The 26,912-nt window shown below is 40.2% G+C and carries 27 protein-coding genes; 25 read left to right on the plus strand and 2 right to left on the minus strand.

From position 1 onward, the window contains the following. The first annotated feature begins 60 nt into the window (after positions 1 to 60). The gene (locus tag BM086_RS10805) at positions 61 to 309 is read left to right on the plus strand and encodes a hypothetical protein (protein ID WP_092326249.1); all 249 of its coding nucleotides are present in this window, start codon (positions 61 to 63) and stop codon (positions 307 to 309) included. Between the two features lie 146 nt (positions 310 to 455). Here BM086_RS10805 and BM086_RS10810 read toward each other — a convergent pair whose 3' ends face one another. Together BM086_RS10810 and BM086_RS10815 are read right to left on the minus strand one after the other, a co-directional pair. Continuing rightward, the gene (locus BM086_RS10810) at positions 456 to 1,115 is read right to left on the minus strand and encodes a YczE/YyaS/YitT family protein (protein ID WP_092326252.1); all 660 of its coding nucleotides are present in this window, start codon (positions 1,113 to 1,115) and stop codon (positions 456 to 458) included. Between the two features lie 127 nt (positions 1,116 to 1,242). After that, positions 1,243 to 1,437, minus strand: coding sequence for a hypothetical protein (locus BM086_RS10815; RefSeq protein ID WP_092326255.1), 195 nt, complete (start codon positions 1,435 to 1,437; stop codon positions 1,243 to 1,245). A gap of 133 nt (positions 1,438 to 1,570) precedes the next feature. On the opposite strand from BM086_RS10815, the gene larE reads away from it, so the two are divergent. The 24 genes from larE (at position 1,571) to BM086_RS10925 (ending at position 26,845) form a co-directional block, all read left to right on the plus strand. Then, positions 1,571 to 2,389, plus strand: coding sequence for an ATP-dependent sacrificial sulfur transferase LarE (larE, locus tag BM086_RS10820; RefSeq protein WP_092326257.1), 819 nt, complete (start codon positions 1,571 to 1,573; stop codon positions 2,387 to 2,389). A gap of 76 nt (positions 2,390 to 2,465) precedes the next feature. Further along, on the plus strand, positions 2,466 to 3,230 hold the full coding sequence (larB, locus tag BM086_RS10825; RefSeq protein WP_092326509.1) for a nickel pincer cofactor biosynthesis protein LarB: 765 nt from the start codon (positions 2,466 to 2,468) through the stop codon (positions 3,228 to 3,230). An 87-nt stretch (positions 3,231 to 3,317) separates the two neighbouring features. Next, positions 3,318 to 3,443, plus strand: a complete 126-nt coding sequence (locus BM086_RS21610) for a hypothetical protein (RefSeq protein WP_255367805.1) — start codon at positions 3,318 to 3,320, stop codon at positions 3,441 to 3,443. Beyond that, positions 3,440 to 4,018, plus strand: coding sequence for an ABC transporter ATP-binding protein (locus BM086_RS10830; RefSeq protein ID WP_175560218.1), 579 nt, complete (start codon positions 3,440 to 3,442; stop codon positions 4,016 to 4,018). Before BM086_RS21610 ends, BM086_RS10830 begins: the two co-directional genes overlap by 4 nt. 50 nt (positions 4,019 to 4,068) lie before the next feature. Further along, the gene (locus BM086_RS10835; protein ID WP_092326262.1) at positions 4,069 to 5,541 is read left to right on the plus strand and encodes a 4Fe-4S dicluster domain-containing protein; all 1,473 of its coding nucleotides are present in this window, start codon (positions 4,069 to 4,071) and stop codon (positions 5,539 to 5,541) included. Positions 5,542 to 5,661: 120 nt separating this feature from the next. Beyond that, entirely contained in the window at positions 5,662 to 8,730 is a 3,069-nt protein-coding gene (locus BM086_RS10840) for a response regulator (protein ID WP_092326264.1), read from the plus strand. A 29-nt stretch (positions 8,731 to 8,759) separates the two neighbouring features. After that, positions 8,760 to 9,530: a response regulator gene (locus tag BM086_RS10845; RefSeq protein WP_092326267.1), complete on the plus strand. Its 771-nt coding sequence runs from the start codon at positions 8,760 to 8,762 to the stop codon at positions 9,528 to 9,530. A 5-nt stretch (positions 9,531 to 9,535) separates the two neighbouring features. Continuing rightward, positions 9,536 to 10,459: an orotidine-5'-phosphate decarboxylase gene (gene pyrF / locus BM086_RS10850; RefSeq protein ID WP_092326269.1), complete on the plus strand. Its 924-nt coding sequence runs from the start codon at positions 9,536 to 9,538 to the stop codon at positions 10,457 to 10,459. Positions 10,460 to 10,499: 40 nt separating this feature from the next. Further along, complete coding sequence (pyrE, locus tag BM086_RS10855; RefSeq protein ID WP_092326271.1) at positions 10,500 to 11,177, plus strand: orotate phosphoribosyltransferase; 678 nt, start codon at positions 10,500 to 10,502, stop codon at positions 11,175 to 11,177. Positions 11,178 to 11,313: 136 nt separating this feature from the next. Then, positions 11,314 to 11,466 (plus strand): hypothetical protein, encoded by a 153-nt coding sequence (locus tag BM086_RS20925; RefSeq protein ID WP_175560219.1) that lies wholly within the window; start codon positions 11,314 to 11,316, stop codon positions 11,464 to 11,466. Positions 11,467 to 11,469: 3 nt separating this feature from the next. Further along, positions 11,470 to 11,832: a DUF6142 family protein gene (locus BM086_RS10860; protein ID WP_092326273.1), complete on the plus strand. Its 363-nt coding sequence runs from the start codon at positions 11,470 to 11,472 to the stop codon at positions 11,830 to 11,832. Positions 11,833 to 11,852: 20 nt separating this feature from the next. Beyond that, positions 11,853 to 13,955 carry an aminopeptidase gene (locus BM086_RS10865; protein ID WP_092326276.1) on the plus strand — a complete coding sequence of 701 codons (2,103 nt, stop codon included), beginning with the start codon at positions 11,853 to 11,855 and terminating at the stop codon, positions 13,953 to 13,955. 87 nt (positions 13,956 to 14,042) lie between these two features. Further along, complete coding sequence (gene purE, locus BM086_RS10870) at positions 14,043 to 14,543, plus strand: 5-(carboxyamino)imidazole ribonucleotide mutase (protein WP_092326279.1); 501 nt, start codon at positions 14,043 to 14,045, stop codon at positions 14,541 to 14,543. Positions 14,544 to 14,622: 79 nt separating this feature from the next. Next, a complete protein-coding gene (gene purM, locus BM086_RS10875; RefSeq protein ID WP_092326512.1) occupies positions 14,623 to 15,648 on the plus strand; it encodes a phosphoribosylformylglycinamidine cyclo-ligase in 1,026 nt (341 codons plus the stop codon). A gap of 50 nt (positions 15,649 to 15,698) precedes the next feature. Next, positions 15,699 to 16,337: a phosphoribosylglycinamide formyltransferase gene (gene purN / locus BM086_RS10880; RefSeq protein WP_092326282.1), complete on the plus strand. Its 639-nt coding sequence runs from the start codon at positions 15,699 to 15,701 to the stop codon at positions 16,335 to 16,337. 53 nt (positions 16,338 to 16,390) lie between these two features. Further along, complete coding sequence (purD, locus tag BM086_RS10885; protein ID WP_092326285.1) at positions 16,391 to 17,677, plus strand: phosphoribosylamine--glycine ligase; 1,287 nt, start codon at positions 16,391 to 16,393, stop codon at positions 17,675 to 17,677. Further along, positions 17,674 to 19,131 carry an SH3 domain-containing protein gene (locus BM086_RS10890; protein ID WP_092326288.1) on the plus strand — a complete coding sequence of 486 codons (1,458 nt, stop codon included), beginning with the start codon at positions 17,674 to 17,676 and terminating at the stop codon, positions 19,129 to 19,131. Before purD ends, BM086_RS10890 begins: the two co-directional genes overlap by 4 nt. A gap of 113 nt (positions 19,132 to 19,244) precedes the next feature. After that, a complete protein-coding gene (locus BM086_RS10895; protein WP_092326291.1) occupies positions 19,245 to 19,628 on the plus strand; it encodes a GntR family transcriptional regulator in 384 nt (127 codons plus the stop codon). A 39-nt stretch (positions 19,629 to 19,667) separates the two neighbouring features. After that, positions 19,668 to 22,217, plus strand: coding sequence for an ATP-dependent Clp protease ATP-binding subunit (locus BM086_RS10900; RefSeq protein WP_092326294.1), 2,550 nt, complete (start codon positions 19,668 to 19,670; stop codon positions 22,215 to 22,217). 87 nt (positions 22,218 to 22,304) lie between these two features. Beyond that, positions 22,305 to 22,715, plus strand: a complete 411-nt coding sequence (locus tag BM086_RS10905; RefSeq protein WP_092326297.1) for an endosialidase — start codon at positions 22,305 to 22,307, stop codon at positions 22,713 to 22,715. Between the two features lie 100 nt (positions 22,716 to 22,815). Beyond that, positions 22,816 to 24,195: a DNA repair protein RadA gene (gene radA / locus BM086_RS10910; protein WP_092326301.1), complete on the plus strand. Its 1,380-nt coding sequence runs from the start codon at positions 22,816 to 22,818 to the stop codon at positions 24,193 to 24,195. 166 nt (positions 24,196 to 24,361) lie between these two features. Then, entirely contained in the window at positions 24,362 to 25,399 is a 1,038-nt protein-coding gene (locus BM086_RS10915; RefSeq protein WP_092326304.1) for a hypothetical protein, read from the plus strand. A gap of 52 nt (positions 25,400 to 25,451) precedes the next feature. Beyond that, positions 25,452 to 26,417 (plus strand): transglutaminase domain-containing protein, encoded by a 966-nt coding sequence (locus BM086_RS10920; protein WP_175560220.1) that lies wholly within the window; start codon positions 25,452 to 25,454, stop codon positions 26,415 to 26,417. Positions 26,418 to 26,434: 17 nt separating this feature from the next. Continuing rightward, positions 26,435 to 26,845: a hypothetical protein gene (locus tag BM086_RS10925; RefSeq protein ID WP_092326310.1), complete on the plus strand. Its 411-nt coding sequence runs from the start codon at positions 26,435 to 26,437 to the stop codon at positions 26,843 to 26,845. Positions 26,846 to 26,912: the final 67 nt, after the last annotated feature.

Genomic DNA, 26,912 nt, shown 5'->3' on the forward strand with positions numbered 1-26,912 from the left:
ATTTGTTTGCAAGCCAGTTCATTTAAATAATTTTTCTTATGAGATGGAGGAAATTGAATAATGAGAAGTTCCGCAAAGACTAAAAGAGGCATGAGCCAGAGCTGCATCGAGATCATGTCAGACGCAATCAAGGCAAAGGAGCAGAACCTATCATACGGCAAATTCAAGGCTCTTGATATGTTGGGAGCAGGCAGTATGCAGGATGATGATTACGTTTCAGAATACCAGGTTCACACAGCAAACATCGTTCGCAAAACTGAGCAAACAGAGAAAAAGAAAGCAGTTGCTTTTGTTAAAGTAAGATCATAAATTTGATTCTGATAAATTTTTTTTGAAAACTGAATATTGTGCATAAAAAAGGACTGTGAAATATTATTTTTCACAGTCCTGATTTTTTTTCTTAGGGAAATTGCTTGCGCAATCTATTCTTTATTCACTCTAAAAGTAGTCCTGATTTATAGGTGGAAAATGTATTTATTCATCATTTTTCCGACCATTGAAATGATAGGACCAAGGAAAAGAGCCATGAGAACAATTCCAAGGTTTGGTGTTCCCTTAAATACGATACCGATGATGATTGCAAGTGAATCCCATGAGATTCTGATTATTGAAAAAGGTACCTTCTTAAGAACTTTTTCTGAAAGGATTTGTGGCAGCGCGTCATAGGGGGCAACTCCCATATTTGCGTTGATGTAAAATGACACTGAAAAGATAAAAGCGAACAGCGCTGCTAAAAATATGATTGCCCTTTGTGGGAAGGTGGTAAAGAAGCTTGAAGGAATTGTCTTATCCCATACCCAGCAAAAGAAATCAGCTATATATCCGATAAATACCATGTTTGCTATAGTTCCAAAGCCAATCAGATGTCTTCCAAATATAATTACTAAGATAAAGAGAAGAGTATTAAATAGTAACTGCCAGTTTCCAAAGCTTAAGTGAAAGAAGTTGGATAGTGTCAGATTCATGAAGGTGCAGGGGTCAGTTCCCAGATCTACTTTGATAAGGAACGAGAGGAAGAATCCCATGAAGAAAACTCCTATGTTCATTATCACAAGACGTTTGAAAAAATCTTTCTGAGTAAAATAATCTTTAATGTATTTCTTGATTGATTCCATAATTGTAATCCTTTTCATTGAAATATGATGATGTCTCGAATTGTTCAGTACAAGTTACTATCACAATCCTACGTAACAGTCGGAAATCATAGGGACACTTCCTACTTTTTCCTCGGGCTCCGGCGATTCATACGATGTGAAGCGCGTAGTACTGATTTTTGTAATTGATGATGACAGGTGCATTTACAAAGGCCTCATCGCCAACGTAGCAGCGGTCATTCTCGGCATCAAAAGTGTATTTACGACCTTCACTGTCGTTTTGGTTTATGTATTCCAGAGCCTGCTGTAGTGTTTCATCACCTTTACACAGATGAATGTTCATATTTTTAAACACTCCTTTATACTTTTTTCAGACATTAAATTCAGGGAATTGTCTGAATTTGTGTTAAAATGATATTAATTATGATTATGCGCTTTTGGGCGCACCAATAAACATTATACACAAAATACTAAAAATGGAAATACAGGAAAAATATAATTTACTTAAAGAGAATATTGCAGCGCTTGGAAAAGTGGCTGTTGCCTTTTCAAGCGGTGTAGACTCGACATTTTTGCTAAAGGTTTGCAAAGATGTTCTTGATGATAATGTCGTGGCGATAACAGCAAGATCAAGCGTTTTTCCGTCGCGTGAATCGGATGAGTCTTCTGTTTTTTGCAAAGAAAATAATATAAAACAGATCATACTGGATGTGGATCAGCTAAAGCTTGATAAGTTCAGTGATAATCCGGCAGACAGGTGTTATCACTGTAAGAAATATCTTTTTACTAATATGCGGGATTATTGCAAAGAGAATGATATTCCCTTCCTTGTAGAAGGCTCAAATGTCGATGATGAGGGAGATTACAGACCGGGACTTCGTGCAATAGCTGAGCTTTCAATAAAAAGCCCGCTAAGAGAGGCAAGGCTCACCAAGGAAGAGATACGGTTTTTATCACAAAAACTAAATCTTCATACCTGGGATAAGCCCTCCTATGCGTGTCTGGCGTCGAGAATTCCATACGGCGACACTATTACGAGAGAAAAGCTTGGGATGATTGAACAAAGCGAAGGGCTTTTGCTTGATATGGGATTTAGGAATATCAGATGCAGAATGCATGGAAATGTTGCAAGGATTGAGCTTCCACCTGAGGATTTTGACAGATTCATGGAAAAGAATGTGCGGGAGAGAGTTTATGATGAACTTACCAGGATTGGTTTTAAATATGTTTCCCTTGATATAAAAGGTTTCAGGTCAGGGAGCATGAATGAGGTTCTTGCTGCAGAAAAGAGCTGAATTTTATCATAAACGACATTGGTATCTGCCTAATGCCGTTTACAATAGAATTATATTGACAGAAGTGGAGAATACAGTGGAAGAAAGAGAAATAGAAAAACTCTTACATGCAGTAAAAGATGGTACTACCAGCATAGAAGATGCTATTTTAGAGTTAAAAAAGGCTCCTTTTGAGGATATGGGGTTTGCAAGACCTGATATTCACAGAGGACTTAGGCAGGGAACTGCGGAAGTGATATATGGACAGGGGAAAACGCCGGAACAGATTTTTCTGATAGCGGGAAAGCTCCTGGAAAAGGGGCAAAAGAGTGTCCTTATCACCAGAATGTCGGTGGAAGCAGCAAATTATTTTGAAGAAAATAAAAAATCTATCAGGTTTACATATGATGGCATGAGCAGGATTGGCATAGCCGGAGAGCAGATAGATGAGGTAAAAAGAACCGGCAAGATAGTCATCGCAACCGGCGGTACAAGTGATATGGCAGTTGCGGAGGAAGCCGCAAAGACTGCAGAACTTTTTGGAAATCATGTGGTGAGGCTTTACGACGTGGGAGTTGCGGGCCTTCACAGACTTCTTAATAAACAGTGCATGGATGAGATAATGAGTGCGAAGGTCATAATCGCCATTGCAGGAATGGAGGGAGCGCTTGCAAGCGTAGTCGGGGGACTTGCTGACTGTCCTGTGATAGCAGTACCTACAAGCGTAGGATATGGAGCTTCGTTTGGCGGGTTATCAGCTCTTTTATCAATGCTTAATTCCTGCGCAAGCGGGGTTAGCGTCGTGAATATCGACAATGGTTTTGGAGCGGGATATCTGGCAAGTATGATAAACAGAGGGTAATAGGCTACTGCTCAGACAAAAAATGCGCGTATTAGTTTCTACAAGCGAGTGAACAGTAACGGTAACATAATATTGGAGGAAGATACTTTGAAAGAATTGTTGGAGATGGCAAAGGTTTACAGAATGCCAACAGGGAATATCATCAGATATATTTATATTCCGTATATATTTGATAGCATCGAAAAAGCATTATTGGGGAGCAGAAAAAAGTGATAATAGAGATAAAGGGAGTAGCCAAGTCTTTTGGGGGTAAAAAGATTTTGGATGATATTAACTTAAATATAGAAGATGAGCATGCTTATGTAATAACAGGAGAAGCAGGAAGCGGAAAGACACTGCTTATGAGACTGATCCTGGGGCTTGAAAAGCCTGATGAGGGGCGTATAGGTCTTTTGGGAGATTATAAGTATCCTTATATAAATGCAGGAGTAGTGTTTCAGGATGACAGACTGGTTGAAAGTCTTGACGCAGTCACGAATGTAGCTATGGTGAGTAAGAAGATTTTCAGGGAGACTGTGGCAGAGGATCTTTTATTATTTCTTCCCAAGGAGCTTTTGATGGTTCCTGTGAGAAACTTAAGTAAGTGTCAGAGGAGAATAGTATCAATAGTTCGTGCCTGTGCTATTCCAAGCGATGTTCTTATAATGGATGAGCCGTTTACAAACGTGGATCCAGACACAAAGAATAAGCTTATTTCCTATATCCGCGATAAACAGGGAAAAGGGTCTTTGACTATCATGGCAAGAGATACAAAAGACCTTGATTTTGCAAGAATTGTAAAGATATAAATAACAGAAACTATCCATTCTTTTTTTCTTAGGCAAGGGGGTATTGCATTATGGTAACAAATGACGAAAGTATGAATAGCTTTAAGCACAAAATCATGGAAGAAGTGTGCAGACTTGAGTGGGACGGCATAAATGATCAGGAGCATATCGAGCAGCTGGTTCTTAAGACAATTCCGGGACCAAAGCCTGAGTATAGATGCTGTATCTACAAGGAAAGAGAGATTGTCAGACAAAGAATAAATCTGGCAATGGCAAAGAATCCTACTTACAATCCGGATTCTACCAATATTGTGCAGGTAATCGATCCAGCCTGTGATGAGTGTCCGATCGCGGCATATTCAGTTACTGATAATTGCAGATTCTGTATGGGAAAAGCATGTCTTAATTCTTGTGCCTTTGGAGCTATCACGCCAGGTGATACTCACATGCATATTGATCCTGCCAAGTGTAAAGAGTGCGGTAAGTGTGCAGCAGCCTGCCCGTACAGCGCAATAGTACATCTGGAGCGTCCATGTAAAAAAGCATGTCCTGTGGGAGCAATTACTTATGATGAGTACGGCTACTGCAAGATAGACGAAGATAAGTGCATTCAGTGCGGACATTGTATTCACAGCTGTCCGTTTGCGGCTATTGGAAGTAAGACCTTCCTTGTAGATATCATAAAGGAAATCAAGGCAGGAAAAGAAGTTATTGCTATGTGCGCCCCTGCAACTGAAGGTCAGTTTGGCGAGGATATCTCCATGGCTTCTATAAGAGAAGGCTTAAAGAAACTTGGATTTGCAGATATGATCGAGGTTGGACTTGGTGGAGATATGACAGCTGCCTATGAATCAGAGGAGTGGGCAGAAGCCTATAAAGAGGGTAAGAAGATGACAACTTCCTGCTGTCCGGCATTTATAAACATGCTTAAAAAGCATTTCCCTGAACAGTATCAGAATAATATGTCATCTACTATATCGCCAATGTGCGCTATATCAAGATACCTTAAGGTTACAAGACCAGGCTGCGTAACGGTATTCGTGGGACCATGTATTGCCAAGAAAGCAGAGGCTCAGGATAAATCTGTCAAAGACAATGCTGATTATGTTGTTACGTACGGCGAACTCAGGGCACTTATGCGTTCTAAGGATATTAAATTTGAGCCTGTTGATGAATCATATCAGGAGTCATCAATCTGGGGCAAGAGATTTGCAGGAAGCGGCGGCGTAGCTAAAGCTGTAATTGAATGTATGCAGGAAAGAGGAGAAGATACCTCACAGATCAAGCTTTTGGCAGCCCATGGCGGACTTGAATGTAAGAAAGCACTTACCCTTTTGAAGGTAGGAAAGCTTCCTGAAGATTTCATAGAAGGAATGGTATGTCCGGGCGGCTGTGTTGGAGGACCGTCAAGACATAAGAATATTACAGAGATAAATAAGGCAAGAGAGAATCTTTTGGCGAAGGCAGATGACAGAAAAGTATTGGAAAATCTAAAGAACTATCCTATGGATAAATTCTCTATGCACAGAGACGGGCATATGTAATTACAGTCAACGACATAAAGCAAATGCAGATGTCATTTACGATATACGTTAAGTTGAACTACTGATTGTTGATTTTTTATAACCCCGTTTGATTCCCGCAGTATTGCAGGAGGTAAGGCAATGGATAGCAAGAAAACAGGCATCTTTTTTGGCAATTTCTACAGGTCCAAGGAACCAACAAAGATTATCGTAAACATGATGCTGGTGCTTACCACGGCATATTTATCCATCATGTACAGTAACCATGTCTTATACGTCCATAATGGCAATCAGATCGTTGCGGGGGCTGTTTATGCATTTAAGTACATTCCCATTATCCTGGCTACAGCCTATGGAGGGGCTGTGCCGGGAATGATGAGTGTGCTTATGATCTTTTTTTACCGCTCTATTATTTCCAGCAGCTTTTCTTATCTTACATTCATATATCTAATTGTTGTATGTGTTATTGACAGATTTTCCAAAAATCATTTTTTTTCAAAAATCTATAAAACGCTGATAGTTGTAGTTACTCTGCAGTTTGTATTGGGGGATCTGTGGGGGATTCTATTATGGCTTTTGTCGGGTAAAACTATATCAAGTCTATCTGCCGATAAGCTTATTTATTTCTTTTTAAACGAATTTGCAGGTGCATTTATTGCATGCATGATAGTTTTTCTTACTTATAAGTATATGCCTGATGAAAAGAAGCGCTATTTTAGTAACGGAAAATACTATATAGACAATTCTCTTTTATCAGATGATGAGAGATATGAGGTTGAAGGCCATTCCAGAGTTGGGCGCGTTGTGATGCGAGTCATAGTGTTTGAAGCGATTATTCTGGGCGTATCTGCTGAAATTGCATCAAATACCCTTGTCCCTACCATGAAATATATAAACGCATCCAAGGATCAGGTCATAGTTATCGAGGAAGATTATGACTATATAACAAATACTGAATTCTTAGAAAGCAGAGTAAGTTTTAAGCTGTCAAAAGAGGCAGCAGATTCTCAGGCCGCTGAGGTAAAATATTCCATGAGTCTTGGACTTAAGGATTCACAGTTTAGTGTAAAGCTTGCAATGCTTATTTCGATAATTGTCATCCCGCTTGCGGTTTTTGTGAACAGATATGCTCAGAGAAGAATTGCTGAGCCTATCAGGGTTCTGTCAAAAGCTGTCTCGGATATTTATAATTCTCAGGAAGGCGAAATTAACGAAAAAGTAAATGAGGTTCACGAACTGAGATTATCAACAGGTGATGAGATAGAGAATTTATATCGTGCGGTAGACCTGACCTTTTACAGGCTGATGGAGTATATCGAACTTGTTAAGAGCAGGCAAAACATTGAAGATCAGCTGGAAGTTGAAAAGAGTGCAAACGAAGCAAAATCAAGATTTTTGTCTAATATTTCCCATGAGATAAGAACACCTATAAATGCTGTTCTTGGTTTTGATGAGATGATTCTCAGAGAGAGTACTGATGAATCGATTATTGGTTACGCCAGAGATATCCATGGCGCAGGCAAAACTCTTTTAACACTTATAAATGATATACTTGATTTCTCCAAGATTGAGGCGGGGAAAATGGTTATTATCCCGGTTGAGTATGAGCTTAGTTCTGTGATAAATGATCTTGTAAATATGGCTTCAATGAGGGCAAAAGACAAGAATCTGAAGTTTAATGTTGAGGTGAACAAGGAACTTCCGCATATTCTTTACGGTGACGAGGTACGCATTAAGCAGTGTATCCTGAATATTCTTACTAATGCGGTCAAGTATACGGAAGAAGGAAGTGTTTTACTGAATATTGATTATGAGGATGTGATTCTTTCAGATGAAGATGATGAAGATGAGGAAGATACTACATATGATGATTATATTCTTTTGAAGGTAAAAGTAACAGATACCGGAATTGGCATCAAAGAGGAGGATATAGAAAAGCTCTCTACTGCATTTGAGAGAATAGATGAAAAGAGAAATCGTACAATAGAAGGAACAGGACTTGGAATAAATATCGTTAACAGTCTCCTTACCATGATGGATTCAAAGCTAAATGTGGAGAGCGTATATGGAAAGGGATCGGTTTTTTCTTTTAACATAAAGCAAAAAGTTATATCCAGAGAACCTATAGGTGATTTTGCAAAGACATATAAGGAAACGGTCCGTAATGATAATGAATACTCGGAGAGCTTCCATGCGCCTGATGCAAAGATACTTATTGTGGATGACACAAGGACAAACCTGACAGTAATAGAGGGACTTCTTAAGAAGACTCAGATTCAGATAGATACTGCCACAAGTGGAAAAGAAGCACTTGAAAAGGTAAAGGTAAAGAAATACGACATTATTTTCTTAGATCACAGAATGCCGGAGATGGACGGAATCCAGACTTTCCATGCAATGCAGGAGCTTTTAGATAATCCGAACGCTGATACACCGGTTGTTGCCCTTACGGCAAATGCCATATCGGGTTCAAGAGAGATGTATTACAGCGAAGGCTTCTCGAATTATATGTCAAAGCCTGTGGACCCGGGCAAGCTTGAAGAGATGATACTTGGCTATCTACCTGGGGAAATTGTTAAACGACCGGGAGATGAAGGATTTGTCTCTGATTCCGGAAAAGGAGATGAAGAGAGCATTGCTGCAATGCAGGAGCTTCTTACTATTTCAGGAGTTGATATTGAGTATGCGCTTGAGCGGTGCGGCTCACCTGAGGCAGCAAGAGATGTTATGAAGGATTTCAGACTTGCCATATCTGAAAGATCTGAGATCATCGAGAGAACTGAACGTGAGGGAGATATAGCAAATTATACGATATACGTGCACGGCCTTAAGAGCTCAGCAAGAGCCATAGGAGCCATAGACCTCAGTGAAAAGGCAGAATATCTTGAAAAATGCGGCAATGAAAATTGGGTTGAAGAGATACATGAGCTGACGCCTGAGCTTTTGGAATTATATAGAAGTTATCTTTCAAAGCTTGAGATACTTGCTACTGAAGATGACGAAGGAAAAGAACTTATAGATCCTTCAGAACTTGAAGGCGCTTATAATTCAATAAAAGAATTTGTATCGGGTTCTTATTTTGACAGCGCAGATGATATTATGAAAATGCTTGAAGATTATAAGATACCTGATGAATACAAGAAAAAGCATGAAGAGGTCAAAAGATTATTAGCTGCTGTTGACAGAGATGGACTTCTGAATATACTTTAATAGTAGCGTTTAAAATAGAAAGGAACAAAATGGATAAACATGTTTTGCTGATAGGCAATCAGAAAAGTTTCATGCTAAATGCTATTGGTAAGGGACTTGAAAAAGAAGGCTATAAGGTGACCAGTGCTTCACCGAGCGGAGAAGAAATCAGGAATATTGCGAATAAGCCCGGGATATATCTTTTATATCTTGGCGATCTTACCGCAGAGGATTCTGAGGCTTTTAAGTACCTGAATGAGGCTATAGACGCAGAGCATTTCCTTCTTTATCTTATAGGTAATAAGGAAGAACTTAATCTTGCTCTTATGTATATTGCCAAGGAAAAGGTGCAGGAGAGCTATCTTAGACCTTTGGATGTCAAGCTTTTGGCTGAACAGCTGGATACAGTTGTTGACTATAGCGCTGTCGATGAGAATCTCAAGAAAAAGATCCTTATCATCGATGATGACGGTGCTATGCTCAGAATGATGAAGACATGGTTCTCAGTAAGATACAGAGTATACATGGCCAGTTCAGGTAAAATAGCGCTTACATTCCTTCAGCAAAATCCTGTGGATCTGGTCCTTTTGGATTATGAAATGCCGGTTATGAGCGGCCCTGAGGTTTTAAAAGAGATGAGAAACACTCAGAGCATAAAGGATATTCCGGTCATTTTCTTAACTGCCAAGGATGACAAAGAAAGCGTAATGAAGGTAGTAAGTCTTAAACCTGAAAAGTATCTTCTTAAGTCAATGTCCAAGGAAAAACTAACAGGCGCTATCGATGATTTTTTTATATCAAAAGCTAACAGGAAAAGGTAACTAATATGATATCAAGATTGATTGACAGAATTGTAGACACAGGCGCACCTATTGTTGTAGGGCTTGATCCTAAGCTTTCTTTTGTACCTGATTCCATAAAAAAAGACTGCTTTGAGGAAAAAGGAGAAAACCTGGAAGGAGCAGCAGAGGCTTTTTGGCGCTTTAATAAGGAAATAGTCGACAATATTTACGATATTGTTCCGGCTGTTAAACCACAGATTGCCATGTATGAGGAATTGGGAATACCGGGACTCATCGCTTTTAAGAAAACTGTTGACTATTGCAGGGAAAAGGGACTTATTGTTATCGGCGACATAAAGAGAGGCGATATAGGTTCAACATCGGAATCCTATGCTGTTGGCCATCTTGGAAGCGTCAAAATAGGTGACAAAACTTTCAGAGGTTTTGAAGAAGATTTTGCAACTGTTAATCCATATCTTGGTTCAGATGGTGTAAAGCCATTTATCAATGTTTGTAACCGTGAAGATAAAGGCATTTTTGTGCTGGTTAAGACATCAAATCCGTCAAGCGGAGAGTTCCAGGACAGACTTATTGATGGAAGACCGCTTTATGAGTGGGTTGGTGAAGAAGTAGAAAAATGGGGGCTTGATTCCATGGATGGCTCATACAGCAATGTGGGAGCTGTTGTGGGAGCAACATATCCTGAAATGGGTAAGACACTTCGCAAGATAATGCCTCATGCATATATTCTTGTGCCGGGGTACGGCGCACAGGGCGGAAAAGGTAAGGATCTTGTTAATTTCTTTAATGAAGATGGCCTTGGAGCTATTGTAAATTCCTCAAGAGGAATCATTGCTGCATGGCAAAATGAGAATTACAAGGAATTTGCAGATGGCAGAGTGGGCGAAGCTGCCCGTGCAGCAGTTCTTGACATGAAAGAAGATATTTCATCAGCACTTGCTAAATAAAGTAAATACAATGTTTTTAATATAAAGGAGTGAGAGGGGTATGGAAAGATACAAGGAAGAGTTTATCGAGTTTATGGTGGACAGCAATGTCCTGAAATTTGGTGAATTTACATTGAAGAGTGGACGTAAATCACCATTTTTTATGAATGCGGGAGCATATGTTACCGGCTCACAGCTTAGAAAGCTTGGAGAGTATTATGCAAGAGCTATTCATGATACCTTTGGTCTTGAATTTGATGTGCTTTTTGGACCTGCTTATAAGGGAATTCCGCTTTCAGTTATCACTTGCGTGGCTATCAGCGAGCTGTATGGCAGAGAAATCAGATATTGCTCCAACAGAAAAGAGATAAAGGACCACGGTGACAAGGGTATCCTTCTTGGATCAAAGTTAAGAGACGGTGACAGAGTTCTTATTATCGAGGATGTTACAACTTCCGGTAAGTCTATTGAGGAGACAGTTCCGATCATTCAGGAACAGGCTGATTGTGATATCGTTGGTCTCATGGTTTCTCTTAACAGACAGGAAAAAGGCCAGGATTCAGACATGAGCGCCCTTGACGAAATCAAGGAAAGATATGGTTTTAGCGCACATGCCATTGTTACTATGGATGATGTTGTAAGTTATCTGTATAACAGACCTATTGACGGAGAAGTGATCATCAATAAAGATATCAAGAAGTCAATCGACGAATATTACGCAGAGTATGGCGCAAAGTAATTCATGAATCGGCCGGGAACTGCGAAATGGTTTCAGGGGAATGATTTAGTTAGCTGTATTATGGAATTTATTTAAACACTTATAGGGTTTACAGACATAATCTTACTACTGATCTTGTGATTTATAAGGAGAAAAAATGGACGAGCGTACATACAAAGTAATGGGGAATACAGGTGCTATAAATATCGCATTTGGGGTAATTGCTATTGTTGCCGGAATAGCTTCAGGAGTGCTTTTGATCATCAGTGGCGCAAAGCTTCTTGGCAGCAGAAAAAGAGTGATCATTTAATATATGTCTAAGGAAAGCAGATTTAAACTTCATATTAAAAAGCTTGAACCTGTAAGAGACAGGTTTATGTTTACTGATAACAGACATCCCGAGAAGGGCATCATGAGTGCCGTCTTGGGGTGTATTTCGGTTACCTCTTTAATACTTACTGTCGTACTGACCTATAATGAGGGCGGTCAGGCAGATTTAAAATACGCCGCGGCGGCATTTGTTGCGGCGATATTTTCTGTTGTGGGACTTATAATTGGTATTATGTCCAGATTTGAAAAGGATATATTCAAACTTTTCCCCAATATCGGAATAATTCTTAATGCAATCGCGGTTGCGTTTGTTGTTTTTTTGATAGTACTTGGGGTTATAGCTTAAAAAATAGATAAGGAAAAAATATGAGTAATAGTGAAGAATTAATTTACGAATTTGAAAGCGGAAACGAAGTGCTTAAGGAGAGATATGCACTTGCAGTTGAAAGACTTGGCAGCATTGAAGAAGAGCATCTTTCAGATGAAAAATATGATATATATTTTCATTTTGTAAAAGATTTTATTTTGATGCTTACAGAAACCTATGACTTTATCAAAAATGGCGGTTTTGACAGTGTCTCAATTGAAGAACTGGCTGAGCTAAACAGAAAGCTTTACGAGGATATACTGCCATCAAATTATGATAAGAGCTATGGGAATCCTACTTTTGCCTGTGAGGAGTTTGGCGATGACTTCGGACATCTTTTGTCAGCTCTTTATTTTGAAGTTCGCGGACTTATAACAAATGTATTTAAAAATGAATTATTTGAGCTGACAGTAACCATTGAGCTGTTCCTGGAAGTGTATGGGGCTTTCCTTTCTGCAGATCAGAATGGAGCTAAGCCTTCATATGAAGAAATAAGGAAAATCATGTACTGGTTTGGTAGCGATTACGCTGAGCAGTTCAGAGAGAATGGCTTTGCCGAGATGGTTGTCTCAGACAAGAATTTTGTCAGAGATATAGTTCTTGAAGCTGATCTCACAGACCTGCGTTATCTGTACAGATTCGGAGAGTATATAACAGATAATGAGCTGAAAACAGCGCAGCATTTAAATTCACTCTCTCAGGAAGAAATCGACAAGCTGGCAACAACCTTTACTGAAGGTTACAGAATAGGTTTTGAGATAACCGGAAAAGATATATCTATAAAAAAGACTGCTTCGCTTCATTATAATATTGGATTTGAGAGAATGGTCAGAAAAGCTATAGATAATCTTGAAAAGATCGGGCTTAAATCCACAATCCAGCTTTTCCCAATGAGCATTTACGGAATGGGAGGCAGTGCTTCAAGAGGAGGAACTTACGGAGCTATCCCTAATAAGCAGTTTAACTATGATCACAAAGAAGATGTGGCTCTTTTCCTGGATAACAGCTTTGTGACCAGAAAGCTTGAGGCTGCAAGGGCAGCAGGTGAAAAATATAAAAAAGAGGCAAAACTATTTGGAGGCCCTGCAGTAATCGAAGTCTTTGGTGAAGTGCCATTTTCTCCTAAGACAAATGAAAAGGCTGTAAAACTTTCTCCTGCACAGCAGAAGATGCTCAGTGAGTTCAGAATCCAGAACAGTCTGATAGTAAATGATTACATAATAAATAAAGAAAGAAGCTTTACGATTATTTCTTTCCCGGTTCCTGATATCGGTGAAAAGTTTAATGATATTTTCAATGAAACAGTAAGGATAAACACTCTTGATTATAAGCTGTATCAGGGTATTCAGCAGAAGATAATCGATGCTCTCGATGAAGCTGAATATGTGATTGTTAAGGGTATGGGTGATAATCATACTAAGATGAAGGTCATGCTCCATGAACTGAAGGATAAGGCGCATGAGACTAATTTTGAAAACTGCGTTGCAGATGTAAACATACCTGTGGGCGAAGTATTCACATCTCCTGTTTTGACAGGAACAGAGGGAACTCTTCATGTGACAGGAGTTTATCTTGAGGGCTTGTTCTTTAAGAACCTCGAAATTAAATTTAAGGATGGCTGTATAACCGATTATAGCTGCAGCAATTTCGACACTGAGGAAGAGGGTAAGAAGTATATCAGTGATAACATTCTCTTTAACCATAAGACACTTCCAATCGGTGAGTTTGCAATCGGAACAAATACTACAGCCTATGTAGTAGCCAGAAAATATGGCATTGCAGATAAACTTCCAATTCTTATTGCTGAGAAGACCGGTCCTCATTTTGCAGTTGGTGATACCTGCTACTCATATGAAGAGGATACTGTAACATATAATCCGGATGGAAAGAGCATTATTGCAAGAGATAACGAAATATCTATAAAGAGAAAGACCGAACCTGATAAAGCATACTTTAGCTGCCATACTGACATAACAATTCCATACGATGAGCTTGGTGAGATCAAGGCAGTCAGACATGATGGAAGTAGTATTACCATCATAGAAAAGGGGAGATTTGTTCTTGAAGGAACAGAAGAATTGAACAAGCCAATGGATGAGTAAAAAACAATAAAAATAGTGGAACAAAATGTGGCGTTATGTTATGATACAAAAGATTTGTGTAGTTTTTTGATTCAATGGAGGATTGGTATGGCCAAGGTTGGAATTGTGATGGGTAGTGATTCTGATATGCCTGTCATGGCAAAGGCTGCTGACATTCTGGAGCAGCTTGGAATCTCGTATGAAATGAGAATTATTTCAGCACACAGAGAACCTGATGAGTTCTTTGAATATGCAATGACCGCTGAAGAAAAAGGCTTTAAGGTAATTATTGCGGGAGCAGGAATGGCAGCGCATCTTCCCGGAATGTGTGCGGCAATTTTCCCTATGCCGGTTATTGGAATCCCAATGCATACAACATCCCTTGGAGGCCGTGATTCATTATATAGCATTGTTCAGATGCCTACCGGAATACCTGTGGCAACTGTAGCCATTAATGGCGGAGCCAATGCGGGTATCCTTGCAGCTAAGATTCTTGCTACAAGTGATGATGCTTTATTACAGAAATTAAAAGAGTATTCTGCATCTTTAAAGGAAAGCGTTGTAGCTAAGGATGCGAAGCTTCAGGAAGTCGGATATAAGAATTATTGATAATTTAACTGTTTTTTGTTTGTTTTGTCGTAGTAATAAAAACTTTTATGTATTAAAGGAATGAGGAGAAATTATGGCACTGGATTACAAGAAGGCAGGCGTTGATATCGAGGCAGGCTACAAGTCTGTGGAGCTTATGAAAGAGTATGTGAAGGAAACTATGAGACCGGAAGTTTTGGGTGGTCTTGGAGGCTTTTCCGGAGCGTTTTCATTAAGCAGGATAAAGGATATGGAGGATCCGGTTCTTTTATCCGGAACTGACGGAGTTGGAACAAAGATTAAGCTTGCTTTTCTTCTTGATAAGCATGACACTATCGGCATCGATGCAGTTGCAATGTGCGTAAATGACGTTGCATGTGCAGGTGGTGAGCCATTATTTTTCCTGGATTATATAGCTTGTGGAAAGAATATTCCTGAGAAGATCGCAGCAATCGTTAAGGGAGTTGCAGAAGGCTGCAAACAGTCTGAGGCAGCGCTTATTGGCGGTGAAACAGCTGAACATCCGGGTCTTATGCCTGAGGATGAGTATGATGTTGCAGGCTTTGCGGTTGGTGTTGTTGACCGCAAGGATATGATCGATGGAAGCACTATAAAGGATGGAGATGTTCTTATTGGCGTAGCTTCAACAGGTGTTCACAGTAACGGTTTTTCATTGGTTCGTAAGGTCTTTGATATGACCAAAGAAAGTCTTGAAACATATTATGATGAACTTGGAACTACACTTGGAGAGGCTCTTTTAACACCTACAAGAATATATGTTAAAATGATGAAATCCATCAAGAATGCAGGGGTAAAAGTTAAGGGATGCAGCCATATTACAGGCGGCGGATTTTATGAGAACATTCCGAGAATGCTTCCTGATGGAATAAAAGCAGTAGTTAAAAAAGATAGTTACGATATTCCTCCTATTTTCACTCTTATGCAGAAGAAGGGTGGAATCGAGGAGCATATGATGTATAATACGTACAATATGGGCCTTGGAATGGTACTTGCAGTAGATAAGGCAGATGTTGATAAAACTCTTGAGGCTATCAAGGCATCAGGAGATAAGGCATGGGTTGTTGGTAATTGCGCAGCTGGTGAAAAAGGCGTTGAGCTTGTATAAATGCATAGTTTCAATACATAAAAAAAACACCCGCGGGAGGAACAACCTTAATGAAGATTGCAGTACTAGTATCTGGAGGTGGAACAAACCTACAGGCCATTATTGACAGCATAAATGATGGGAGAATAACCGGAACTGAAATATGTCTGGTTTATAGCAATAATTACAATGCATACGCTATCGAGAGAGCAAAGAATGCAGGTATACCTGTTGTAGTAAAGAGCCCTAAGGAATTTGAAACAAGGGATGATTTTAACAAGGCTCTTTTGCAGATATTGCTTGATGCAGCGCCGGATCTTATTGTACTGGCAGGATGCCTTGTAGTTATTCCGGATTGTGTTGTGAAGGCTTTTCCTAACAGGATTATCAACATTCATCCGTCTCTTATTCCTGCTTTTTGCGGAACAGGCTTTTATGGGCTTAAGGTTCATGAAAAAGTTCTCGAAGGAGGAGTCAGAGTGTCCGGAGCCACAGTTCATTTTGTAGATGAGGGAACAGATACCGGTCCTATTATTTTGCAAAAACCTGTAATGATAAGGCAGGATGATACGCCAAAGTCATTACAGCAGAGGATTATGGAACAGGCAGAGTGGATTATTTTACCCAAGGCCATAGATCTTATTGCAAATGGCAAAGTTAAAGTTGAGAACCATAAGGTTATCATAGAAGGTTACAGTACTGATATATAATGGGGAGTACATTTATAAAAAATGTACTGTTTTGAGGAAGGGAAGTATTTTTAATGAAAGTTTTGATTGTTGGCGGAGGTGGCCGTGAGCATGCTATTGCTGAGGCTGTTTCCCGAAGTAAGCAGGTTGATAAGATTTATTGTGCGCCGGGAAATGGCGGAATTGCAGCTCTTGCTGAGTGCGTGCCGATTACTCCTATGGAGTTTGATAAGCTTGTTTCTTTTGCTAAGGAAAACGAGATTGACCTGACAATAATTGGAATGGATGATCCACTTGTTGGAGGCATAGTTGATGTTTTTGAAGCTGAAGGATTAAGAGTATTTGGACCAAGAAAGAATGCGGCTATTCTTGAAGGAAGCAAGGCTTTCTCCAAGGATCTTATGAAAAAGTATGGAATTCCTACCGCAGCTTACGAAACTTTTGACAATGCTGGGGATGCACTTACTTATCTTGAGAATGCTAAATTTCCTATCGTGTTAAAGGCTGACGGACTTGCACTTGGTAAAGGAGTTCTTATCTGTCAGAATCTTGATGAGGCAAAAGCCGGCGTTAAGGAAATAATGGAAGATAAAAAGTTTGGCGATGCCGGCAATCACATGGTCATAGAGGAGTTTATGACCGGGCGTGAAGTTTCTGTTTTATCTTTTGTAGACGGAAAAACATATAAACTAATGTCTTCTGCTCAGGATCATAAGAGAGCAGGAGATGGCGATACAGGACTTAACACCGGTGGTATGGGTAATTTTTCACCAAGTCCGTTTTATACTGATGAAGTTGACAGGTTTTGCCGTGACAACATTTATGGGAAGACTGTTGAGGCTATGGCATCTGAAGGAAGAGAGTTTAAGGGCGTTATTTTCTTTGGACTTATGCTTACACCTGATGGACCGAAGGTTCTTGAATATAATGCAAGATTTGGCGATCCTGAAGCACAGGTTGTACTTCCAAGATTAAAGACAGATATCATAGATGTCATGAATGCCTGTATTGATGGCAAACTTGATGATATGGATATAGAATTTGAGGACAAGGCTGCAGTTTGTGTAGTTCTTGCAAGTGATGGATATCCTCTTAGCTATGAAAAGGGTAAGCTTATCACGGGGCTTGATAAGTTTGATGGAAAAGACGGATATTATTGTTTCCATGCAGGAACCAAGGCTACTGAGCAAGGCATTGTGACAAACGGCGGAAGAGTCCTTGGAATTACAGCTAAGGGAGATACGCTTAAAGAGGCCAGAGAAAAGGCTTATGAAGCTACAGAATGGGTTAGCTTCGAAAATAAGTACATGCGTCATGATATAGGAAAAGCTATAGATGATGCAAAGGAGGTAGTAAAATGAATAAGTTGGGAAAGAGAGTAGCAGGTATTATGCTTGCTGCCGGCGTTGCAATTTCGGTTTTTGCCGGCACAGGAGTTTCAGCGTTTGCTTATACTCAGACAACCGGAAAGGTTACTTCTGATAATGTAAAGGTCAGATCATCAGCAAGCACGACTGCATCACAGGTATCAAGTCTTAAGAATGGTGATACGGTTGATATTGTAGATGAGGCAACAGATGCTTCAGGTTATGTTTGGTACAAGATTTTTGTAAACAAGAGTGAATACGGATATGTTAGAAGTGACCTTGTCAGTAAGTCCGGTTCTTCTGACGGCGCAGCTTCACAGCCTGCAACTCAGACAGCGGTTTCACTTCCTGAAACACAGGCAAGTGCAGTTGAGCAGAAAAATGCAACAGTTATTGCTGATAATGCCAATGTCAGAAAAGGCGCAGGCACAGCATATGATTCAGTAGGAAAAGTTTCAAAGGGTGATACAGTTGTTATTACCGGTGAAGCTACAGGTACAGATAATAAGAACTGGTATCAGGTTACTTTTGGAGCTAATTCTTCAACAGGTTATCTTAGAGGCGATCTTGTAGAGATATCAGATACTCCTGTTGAGAATGTTGAAAATACAGAAACAACTGAGGCAGAGAATTATGATGTTACTGCAGAAAACGGAGAATCCGGAGAAACAGCACAGGATCAGCAGCCTGTGATTGATTCATCAACAGGTGATGGAGCATATTCTTTGGTTTATACCTCAGATGATGAAGGCAATTCAGTATGGTATCTGTATGACAACGAAGGCGGTTACCGAGTTAAGGTAAAAGAACTTATTGAGGCTGCCCACAGCGCAGATGCTGTTTCAAAGCTTCGTAAGAATGCTGATAACTATAAGACAATAGCAATTATTCTTGGACTTATATGCCTTATTCTTGTAGGCGGTGTAGTATTCCTTGGAATTAAGCTTAGAGAATCTCTTTATTATGAAGAGGACGAAGAAGAGGAATATGATCGTTACTCTCAGGCACCAAAGAAGCAGAACGATAATAACTCACGCAGACCTGCAAGAGAGAACGAAAATGAGAGACCTGCAAGAAGACCTGTAGAAAGACCTGAACAGGATGAGAGACCTTCAAGAAGGGTTTCAAATGATGAGCGTACAGTAAGACCTACAAGAAGACCTGCTGAAGAAGAGTATGAGAACCGCTCAGCTCGCAGACAGCAGAGACCTTCAGATGAGCGTGAGGATTCACGTGGCTACAGAAGATCAGATGATGATTATGAATCAGAGAGACCTTCAAGAAGACCATCAAGAGAGCAGCAGGAACGTCCTTCAAGAAGAGGTCCTGAGGACAGACGCAGTCAGAATGTGGACAGAGATCCGGCTCCAAAGCGCAGAGCACGCAACTTTGTGGGCGAGGACGATGATTTTGAGTTTGAGTTCCTTGATCTCGATGATGACAAATAAATAGAATTCATTAAGTGGGAGATTACATTTGCGAAGAATGTGATCTCTCTTTTTTATTGAAAAATGTGTAATATCTGTTATACTAAAGTTGTCACAGAAAAGGAGGCGATGGCATGATCATAGAGATAGATTTTAATAGTGATGAAGCAATTTATGTTCAATTGTGCAATCAGATAATATTAGGAATTGCTACGTCTCAATTTCGAGAGGGCGAGCAATTGCCAAGCGTAAGACAACTTGCAGAGACGATTGGAATTAACATGCATACTGTTAATAAGGCGTATTCTATTTTGCAACAGGATGGCTTTGTGAAGATAGACAGAAGGCGTGGAGCGATAATTGCCATTGATATTAACAAGCTGCAGGCACTTAAGGAAGCCAGGTCAGAATTGGCAGTGGTTTTAGCCAGAGCAATTTGCAAAGGCATTTCAAGAGATGAGATACATGGTCTTGTTGATCAGCTTTATGATAACTATGAACGCAACACCATGGCTTGAAGATACTAATGTTTATGATATTTACGAAAGGAAGTAAAAATGGATTCTAAGTTTACAGTAATGGCCGCTGATGCTCTTAAACTTGCTAAACGAACAGCCAGAAGCCTTAAACTTAACTATGTGGGCACTGAGCATATCCTTATGGGACTTATCCTTGAGGATGGTAGCGTGGCATCACGAATCCTGATCGATAACGGGATTGATGAGAATCGCATGATGGATATGATAAGGGATCTTATCGTACCGGACAGCAGCGTTCGTACATTGGATAGAGATGGCTTTTCCCCAAGAGCTGAGAAGGTCCTTGAGGAAGCTCACAGAATGGCTGAGCGTTTTAAGGCTGACAAGACAGGTACAGAGCATATTCTTTTAGCACTTATTAAGGAAGGGGAGAATGTGGCTGTTAGACTTATCAGCACACTTAATGTTCCGATTCAGAAGATTTATGCAGAAACCCTTGCCGCCATGGGAGAAGATCCCAATCTGGTAAAAGAAGATCTTGGCAAGAAGGTTGCTGCAAGAACCGGCAAGAAAGCATCAATCCTTGCACAGTACAGCCGTGATATGACTGCGCTTGCTTTGGAGAACAAGCTTGATCCGGTTATTGGAAGAGAAAGAGAGATAAAGCGAGTTATACAGATTCTTAGCAGAAGAACCAAGAATAACCCATGCCTTATCGGTGAGCCGGGAGTTGGTAAAACTGCAGTTGTTGAGGGACTTGCTCAGCGCATTGCCGCAGGGGATGTGCCCCTTACGGTTCAGAATAAGAGACTGGTCACACTTGACCTTTCCGGTATGATTGCAGGTTCCAAGTATCGTGGTGAATTTGAAGAGAGAATAAAGAAAGTTATCAAGGAAGTTTCCGAAGATGGCAATATTATTCTTTTTGTGGATGAGATGCATACGCTTATAGGTGCCGGCGGCGCTGAGGGAGCGATTGATGCTTCAAATATTCTTAAGCCTTCTCTTGCAAGAGGCGAGATACAGATGATCGGCGCAACTACTATTACAGAATATCGCAAGTATGTAGAGAAGGATGCTGCGCTGGAAAGAAGATTTCAGCCTGTCAATGTTGATGAACCTACCAAGGAAGAGGCAACAGAGATTTTAAAAGGCATTGTGAGCAAATATGAAGAGCATCATAAGGTGACAATAACACCGGAAGCTATTAAGGCTGCAGTTGATCTTTCTGAGAGATATATCAACGACAGAAATCTTCCTGATAAGGCAATTGACCTTATCGATGAGGCTGCAAGCGCAGTAAGACTTAGAACTATGGGTGTTTCACCTAAGGTAAAAGAGATAGAAGAGAGCATTCAAAAGCTTGATGGAGACATCGAACAGGCTTTGAAGGATGCTGACTTTACAAAGGCAGGAGAGCTTAACAAGGAACAAAATCAGCTTATTTCAAAGCTTGGCAGAGTAAAGAATGCTGAAAAGAAGAAAGAACAGTCAGCAGGATTTGTTGTAAATGAGAATGATATTGCAGAAGTTGTTGCTGAATGGACAAGAATACCTGTTAAGAAGATTGCTGAAAAAGAATCTGAAAAGCTTCTTAAGCTTGAGTCAGTGCTTCATAAGAGAGTAATAGGTCAGGAGGATGCAGTAAAGGCTGTATCCAAGGCAATAAGAAGAGGAAGAGTAGGACTTCAGGATCCGAACAGACCTATTGGTTCATTCCTTTTCCTGGGACCTACAGGTGTAGGTAAGACAGAACTTTCCAAGGCGCTTGCTGAGGCTATGTTTGGTGATGAAAATGCCCTTATCAGAGTTGATATGTCCGAATACATGGAAGGTCATTCGGTTTCAAAGATGATCGGATCTCCTCCAGGATATGTTGGCTATGATGAAGGCGGACAGCTCAGCGAGAAGGTAAGAAGACATCCATATTCCGTTATCCTTTTTGATGAAATTGAAAAGGCACATCCGGACATATTTAATGTTCTTTTGCAGGTGCTTGATGACGGACATATCACAGATGCCAAGGGAAGAAAAGTAAGCTTCAAGAATACTATTCTTATCATGACATCCAATGTGGGCGCGCAGAAGATAGTTGATCCCAAGAAGCTTGGATTCGGTGCGGGCTCTGATGCCAAGAAGGACTACGAAGACATGAAGTCGGGAGTTATGGAGGAAGTTAAAAAGCTTTTCAAACCCGAATTCATAAACCGTATAGATGAGATCATGGTATTCCATACTCTTAATGAGAAGGAAATGATGGATATCATAACGCTTCTTTCACAGAATCTTAGTAAGAGATGCAAGACGCAGATGGGCATAAATCTTACTATTTCACCTGCTGTTAAGAAGTTCCTTGTGGATAAGCATTCTGATGCTAAAATGGGTGCAAGACCATTAAAGAGAGCTATTCAGTCTGTGATAGAAGATGCCATGGCAGAAGAACTGTTAAAGGGTAATATTAAGGCTAATTCAGACGTTACTGTAGGGCTTAAGGATGAAAAGATTGTTTTTACAACTTCAGAGGGAAAAACATCTGTAAAAAAAGCTAATGTAAAGACTACGAAAACTACAAGAACAACTAAAACAAAGGCTGCTGTTACCACCAAAAAGAAAAAATCAAAAGTTTAAAAAGTTTTAATATAAAATGATTCCAATATGAATTATAATGTAGGTGTTCAGATACATAATAGTAGTTTTTACGACAGGAGGTTTGATATGGCTGTCATAGAGCAGTTGATACGTGCTGAGGATGACGGAAGCATCAGTTTTGGCAATTATAAGCTTCCGGAGAAAAAGAAAGTTGAGAATTTCGAACACAACGGGGATCTCTTGAAAGTCAAGACGTTCAAGGATATTACAAAGCTTGAGAGTAATGAAAACTTCGTTTACGAATCAGTGCCGGGAACAGCGGTTCACGGTTTTAAAGAAACAGATAAGGGAGTTGAATTTGACGTCGAAGGTGACAATGATGCGCAGATAACTCTTGGACTCTTGGAGAATACAGAGTATAGTGTGTTTGTAAATGGCAGTAGTATCGGTAAGATGAGCACAAATCTTGGAGGAAAGCTTAATCTGAGCGTTGAGCTTGCATCAGAGGGAAAAGCAAACGTAAGAGTTGAAATGTAATTAAAGTCATTAAGGTACGGTTCTTGTCTATTCATTATTTGGAACGAATAGATGAGAACCGTCTTTTTTTAGGTGTGTATTTAGTGAGATTGGAGGAGTAATGGCGAATAAAATAAAGACAGTATTTTTTTGCCAAAGCTGCGGTTATGAATCATCAAAATGGATGGGGCAGTGTCCGGGGTGCAAACAGTGGAACACTTTTGCAGAAGAAGTGGTAAAACCTGCGGTTAAAGGTAGTGTTAAAACAAATTCTATTGGTCTTTCCGATGGAGAAGCTTCAAAACCTCTTACACTTTCAGAGATAGTTATGAAAGATGAGGACAGGGCAGATACCCATATAAATGAGCTTAATCGTGTGCTCGGCGGCGGACTGGTAAGAGGTTCGCTTATACTTGTGGGCGGAGATCCTGGAATTGGAAAATCCACTCTTTTGTTACAGGTGGCAGGAAATCTTGCAAGGGATAAAAGAGATATCCTGTATATCTCAGGCGAAGAATCATTAAGGCAGATAAAATTAAGGGCCAACAGAATCGGTGATTTTTCTGAAACATTAAAGTTTTTGTGCGAAACTAATCTTTCAAATATTGAAGAGGCGATACTTAGAGCCAAACCAGAGGTTATTATTATTGACTCTATTCAGACCATGTTTAATGAGTCTGTATCATCTGCGCCCGGAAGTGTTTCTCAGGTCAGAGAATCCACGGCAGTGCTTCTCAGGATTGCAAAAAGCATGAATATTTCGGTGTTTATCGTGGGACATGTGACCAAGGAAGGACAGGTGGCAGGACCAAGAGTTTTGGAGCATATGGTCGACACTGTTTTATACTTTGAAGGAGATAGGCATGCATCCTATAGAATTTTGAGGGCGGTTAAAAACCGTTTCGGTTCAACCAATGAAATTGGTGTCTTTGAAATGCAGGAGCAGGGGCTTGTGGAGGTGGCTAATCCTTCTGAATTTATGCTGGATGGAAGACCTGAAAATGCCAGCGGTTCGATAGTTACCTGTTCTGTGGAGGGTACAAGGCCTATACTTATAGAGGTTCAGGCGCTTGTCTGTCATACGAATTTTGGATTCCCGAGAAGACAGGCAAATGGTACGGATTATAACAGAGTGAATCTTTTAATGGCTGTTCTTGAGAAGAGAATAGGGCTTCAGCTTGGCGATTTTGATGCCTATGTGAATCTGGCTGGCGGAATGAAAGTTGCGGAGCCTTCGCTTGATCTTGGTATATGCCTTGCGATAATATCGAGTTTTAAGAATAAACCTGTAAGTGATGATATGGTTGCATTTGGTGAAGTCGGACTTTCCGGCGAGGTAAGAGCGGTTAACATGGCGGAGAGCAGAGTCCAGGAGGCTCAAAAGCTTGGCTTTAAGACATGTATAGTGCCTAAAGCACTTGAAAATAAGCTTAGATCAGCTGTAAAAGGCATAGAGATCATTGGTGTTTCCTCGGTTGTGGATGCGATGAAATTAATTTGATATAAAACTTTTTATGGAGTTATTTTTTTTCAAAAGATGTCGATAAGATTAATGTGTGGAGCCTTATCGACATCTTTTTTGTCGTGAAACATTAAGGCGCATATTTACTGAGTTTGTTAAAAATGCTGAGTCGGAATAATAACGCTTTACAGTGGAGGAAATAACGATGACATGTAAAAGGTGTTTGAGAAAAGTAATTAGGATCAGCGCATGTCTGATCATGGGAATGAGTGTTCTTTTTTCTACTTATACAAGCAGAGTCTATGCATCAACATATTCGGATGCAGTTGGAATATCTGAGGATACCTATAATACCCTTATAAAAGGCACAACGGTCTATAATGGTGTTGATTATGCCAAAAAAGACGGATATAACCCGCTTTATTATTTCCTTAACTATGCGGATCTAAGAGCTGCATATGGCGCAGATCCGGCTAAACTTGTAGAGCACTGGGCAATATTTGGACGAAATGAAAAGCGTACGTCAAATACGCAGCTGGCGCTTGCTCCGCAGGCAAATAGCAGTAAGAAAGAATATGTTGTGCCCTCCAATCAGAAGACGAAAACCAAAAAGGATGGTATGGTGGTTATTCCGCAGGAAATTCACAGTAACGGTGGAATGAACAGAAGGCAGGAAACGGAAGCTAGAAGTGTTGCGCTTCAGCTTGCTCAGAACATATACAATCAGGTAACTACAAATGGCGGTGGTACGCAGATTGAAATGGTATGCTATGCGACAGGAATCGTAAAAGCATATCTTGATATTGGAACATTTACAACAGAGGGAAAACTGTACAGAACGGCCTACGGAGTATTTATAGCTCATGAGTATTCGAGCGCAGGCGCAACAAGAGCATTGGGACTGATTTTGGATTATCTTAATCAGTTATGTCAGGCAGACAAGGATAAAGAGTATCCACCTCTTCAGTGGGTTCATGTAAATGCGAATACCTGGGATGACCAGTGGTGTCAGATTGTATGCGACAACCATGAAGCTTATGCCGATGCTATTGTTTCTCAGGCCGGATACGGAAAGCATCCAAATCAGGGCGGAAGTAAGCAGGATGTTCAAAGCTATTATCAGTATGCAACAGAGAACGATATCATCAACACAAGGCCTCCTTATGTCGATGGTGATTATAAGATTACGGAGAACCAGCAAAAGAATCAGAATCCGATGAGCGGTCAGAAACCGGAATACTAAGAAATACTGATCAAATAAGTGCTTATACGTCATATCTATGCGGATATATATTATGAAAATTATTGCAAAAAGAAATCTATATGCATGTTTACTGGTATTTTTCTTGTTTTTTTTTAACACAGTCAGAGTAAATGCCAGTGGAATAGATACAATTGATTCATCTACATTTAAAAGTGACTATAGCATCTCAGAGGTTCATATTGGGAGCAGCGTTAGTGAAATAACATCAACTGCATTTAGAAATCTTGTGAATCTTCGTGAGATAACAGTAAGTGAGAAAAACCCATTTTTTGCTTCGTACAGTGGATGCCTGTATGATAAAGGAATGACAGAGCTGGTCTGCTTTCCTCCTGCCCTTAAAGGTGCGATAATTCCGGATACGGTAATAAGTATCAGGGAAAATGCGCTTCATGGTCTTTCTGAGGATTTAAAGGAGCAGGTAAGAAGTGTGGTGGAGGAACAGGCAAATTGGAATCTTCCTGAGGCGGAAGTTCCCGGCGAGCATTTTGTTCATACCATTTATGGAGTCAGATGGCGCCAGAATGATGGAAACATTGTTTTGCCATACTCAAATATAATGTCACTTGCAGGCACAATTGTTGACGCGAGTTCAACAGGCGATATGACGCAGCCAAAACAGTTAGAGGAAGCATTCAATTTCTTTTCCGATGCTATTACGTATGAAAGAAGTATGGATGTGCCCTCAGGCGACTGGATAAAAGAATATGCATCTAAAACTCTTAGTGAGAAGAAAGGTAATTGCTACGGCTATGCAGCTGCATTTGGATATGTTGCAAGAGGACTTGGATATGAGGCAAGAGTTTGCACGGGCACGGTGGAATCTGCACTTGGCGGACGGGCAGCACATGCATGGACTGAGATCAAGATGAATAATAAGTGGTATATCTTTGACACTGAGATGCAAAATGCCAAGGGAAGCGGCTATTATAAACAGACTGATGCCACTTACCCGGCAGGACCGATTGAACGACAGGCAATATACACGATTGAGTTTTGAAAAAGGCAGGGAAGAATATGAGAAAATTTGTTGGGTTTTCATTGATCTTTTCAGGAGTTATTTTTTCGGTGTTTTTAGCGAATCTATTGCTATATTGCTTTGTGCCTTCATACAGGAATGCTCTCGAAAGAAGGATAGGAAAAGATGATGATATTCCGGTAATTGTCATTGAGAAAACACAGAATGCCTCTGAAACAGAGGCTCTTTCGCAAGAGGAAGATAATATATCGGAAATACCTGTTCCTTTGGCGGCAACCTATATTGGGACGGAAGATTCTGTTATTGAAGATGGCGAAGAAGAATCTTTTGATGAGAAACCGCAGATAGTTGATAAGGACTATTATGAGGATTGTGGGACAGGAAGGGTTTATTGGGTAATCCGCTATTCCGATGGCACCACAGAGATAGAGAATGTATCACTGCCATGATTATAAAGGGTGTATACTTAAATTGTGGCAGTTTTTTACTACGATGGAGATGATAGATTGTAGATGT

The sequence above is a fragment of the Butyrivibrio sp. YAB3001 genome, assembly GCF_900112195.1.
In the GTDB taxonomy this organism is placed as follows: Bacteria; Bacillota; Clostridia; order Lachnospirales; family Lachnospiraceae; genus Butyrivibrio.

Coding starts and splice junctions, on each gene's coding strand:
- BM086_RS10805 (WP_092326249.1), top strand. CDS start 61: ATGAGAAGTTCCGCAAAGACTAAAAGAGGCATGAGCCAGAGCTGCATC.
- BM086_RS10810 (WP_092326252.1), bottom strand. CDS start 1,115: ATGGAATCAATCAAGAAATACATTAAAGATTATTTTACTCAGAAAGAT.
- BM086_RS10815 (WP_092326255.1), bottom strand. CDS start 1,437: ATGAACATTCATCTGTGTAAAGGTGATGAAACACTACAGCAGGCTCTG.
- larE (WP_092326257.1), top strand. CDS start 1,571: ATGGAAATACAGGAAAAATATAATTTACTTAAAGAGAATATTGCAGCG.
- BM086_RS10835 (WP_092326262.1), top strand. CDS start 4,069: ATGGTAACAAATGACGAAAGTATGAATAGCTTTAAGCACAAAATCATG.
- BM086_RS10840 (WP_092326264.1), top strand. CDS start 5,662: ATGGATAGCAAGAAAACAGGCATCTTTTTTGGCAATTTCTACAGGTCC.
- BM086_RS10845 (WP_092326267.1), top strand. CDS start 8,760: ATGGATAAACATGTTTTGCTGATAGGCAATCAGAAAAGTTTCATGCTA.
- pyrF (WP_092326269.1), top strand. CDS start 9,536: ATGATATCAAGATTGATTGACAGAATTGTAGACACAGGCGCACCTATT.
- pyrE (WP_092326271.1), top strand. CDS start 10,500: ATGGAAAGATACAAGGAAGAGTTTATCGAGTTTATGGTGGACAGCAAT.
- BM086_RS20925 (WP_175560219.1), top strand. CDS start 11,314: ATGGACGAGCGTACATACAAAGTAATGGGGAATACAGGTGCTATAAAT.
- BM086_RS10860 (WP_092326273.1), top strand. CDS start 11,470: ATGTCTAAGGAAAGCAGATTTAAACTTCATATTAAAAAGCTTGAACCT.
- BM086_RS10865 (WP_092326276.1), top strand. CDS start 11,853: ATGAGTAATAGTGAAGAATTAATTTACGAATTTGAAAGCGGAAACGAA.
- purE (WP_092326279.1), top strand. CDS start 14,043: ATGGCCAAGGTTGGAATTGTGATGGGTAGTGATTCTGATATGCCTGTC.
- purN (WP_092326282.1), top strand. CDS start 15,699: ATGAAGATTGCAGTACTAGTATCTGGAGGTGGAACAAACCTACAGGCC.
- purD (WP_092326285.1), top strand. CDS start 16,391: ATGAAAGTTTTGATTGTTGGCGGAGGTGGCCGTGAGCATGCTATTGCT.
- BM086_RS10890 (WP_092326288.1), top strand. CDS start 17,674: ATGAATAAGTTGGGAAAGAGAGTAGCAGGTATTATGCTTGCTGCCGGC.
- BM086_RS10895 (WP_092326291.1), top strand. CDS start 19,245: ATGATCATAGAGATAGATTTTAATAGTGATGAAGCAATTTATGTTCAA.
- BM086_RS10900 (WP_092326294.1), top strand. CDS start 19,668: ATGGATTCTAAGTTTACAGTAATGGCCGCTGATGCTCTTAAACTTGCT.
- BM086_RS10905 (WP_092326297.1), top strand. CDS start 22,305: ATGGCTGTCATAGAGCAGTTGATACGTGCTGAGGATGACGGAAGCATC.
- radA (WP_092326301.1), top strand. CDS start 22,816: ATGGCGAATAAAATAAAGACAGTATTTTTTTGCCAAAGCTGCGGTTAT.
- BM086_RS10915 (WP_092326304.1), top strand. CDS start 24,362: ATGACATGTAAAAGGTGTTTGAGAAAAGTAATTAGGATCAGCGCATGT.
- BM086_RS10920 (WP_175560220.1), top strand. CDS start 25,452: ATGAAAATTATTGCAAAAAGAAATCTATATGCATGTTTACTGGTATTT.
- BM086_RS10925 (WP_092326310.1), top strand. CDS start 26,435: ATGAGAAAATTTGTTGGGTTTTCATTGATCTTTTCAGGAGTTATTTTT.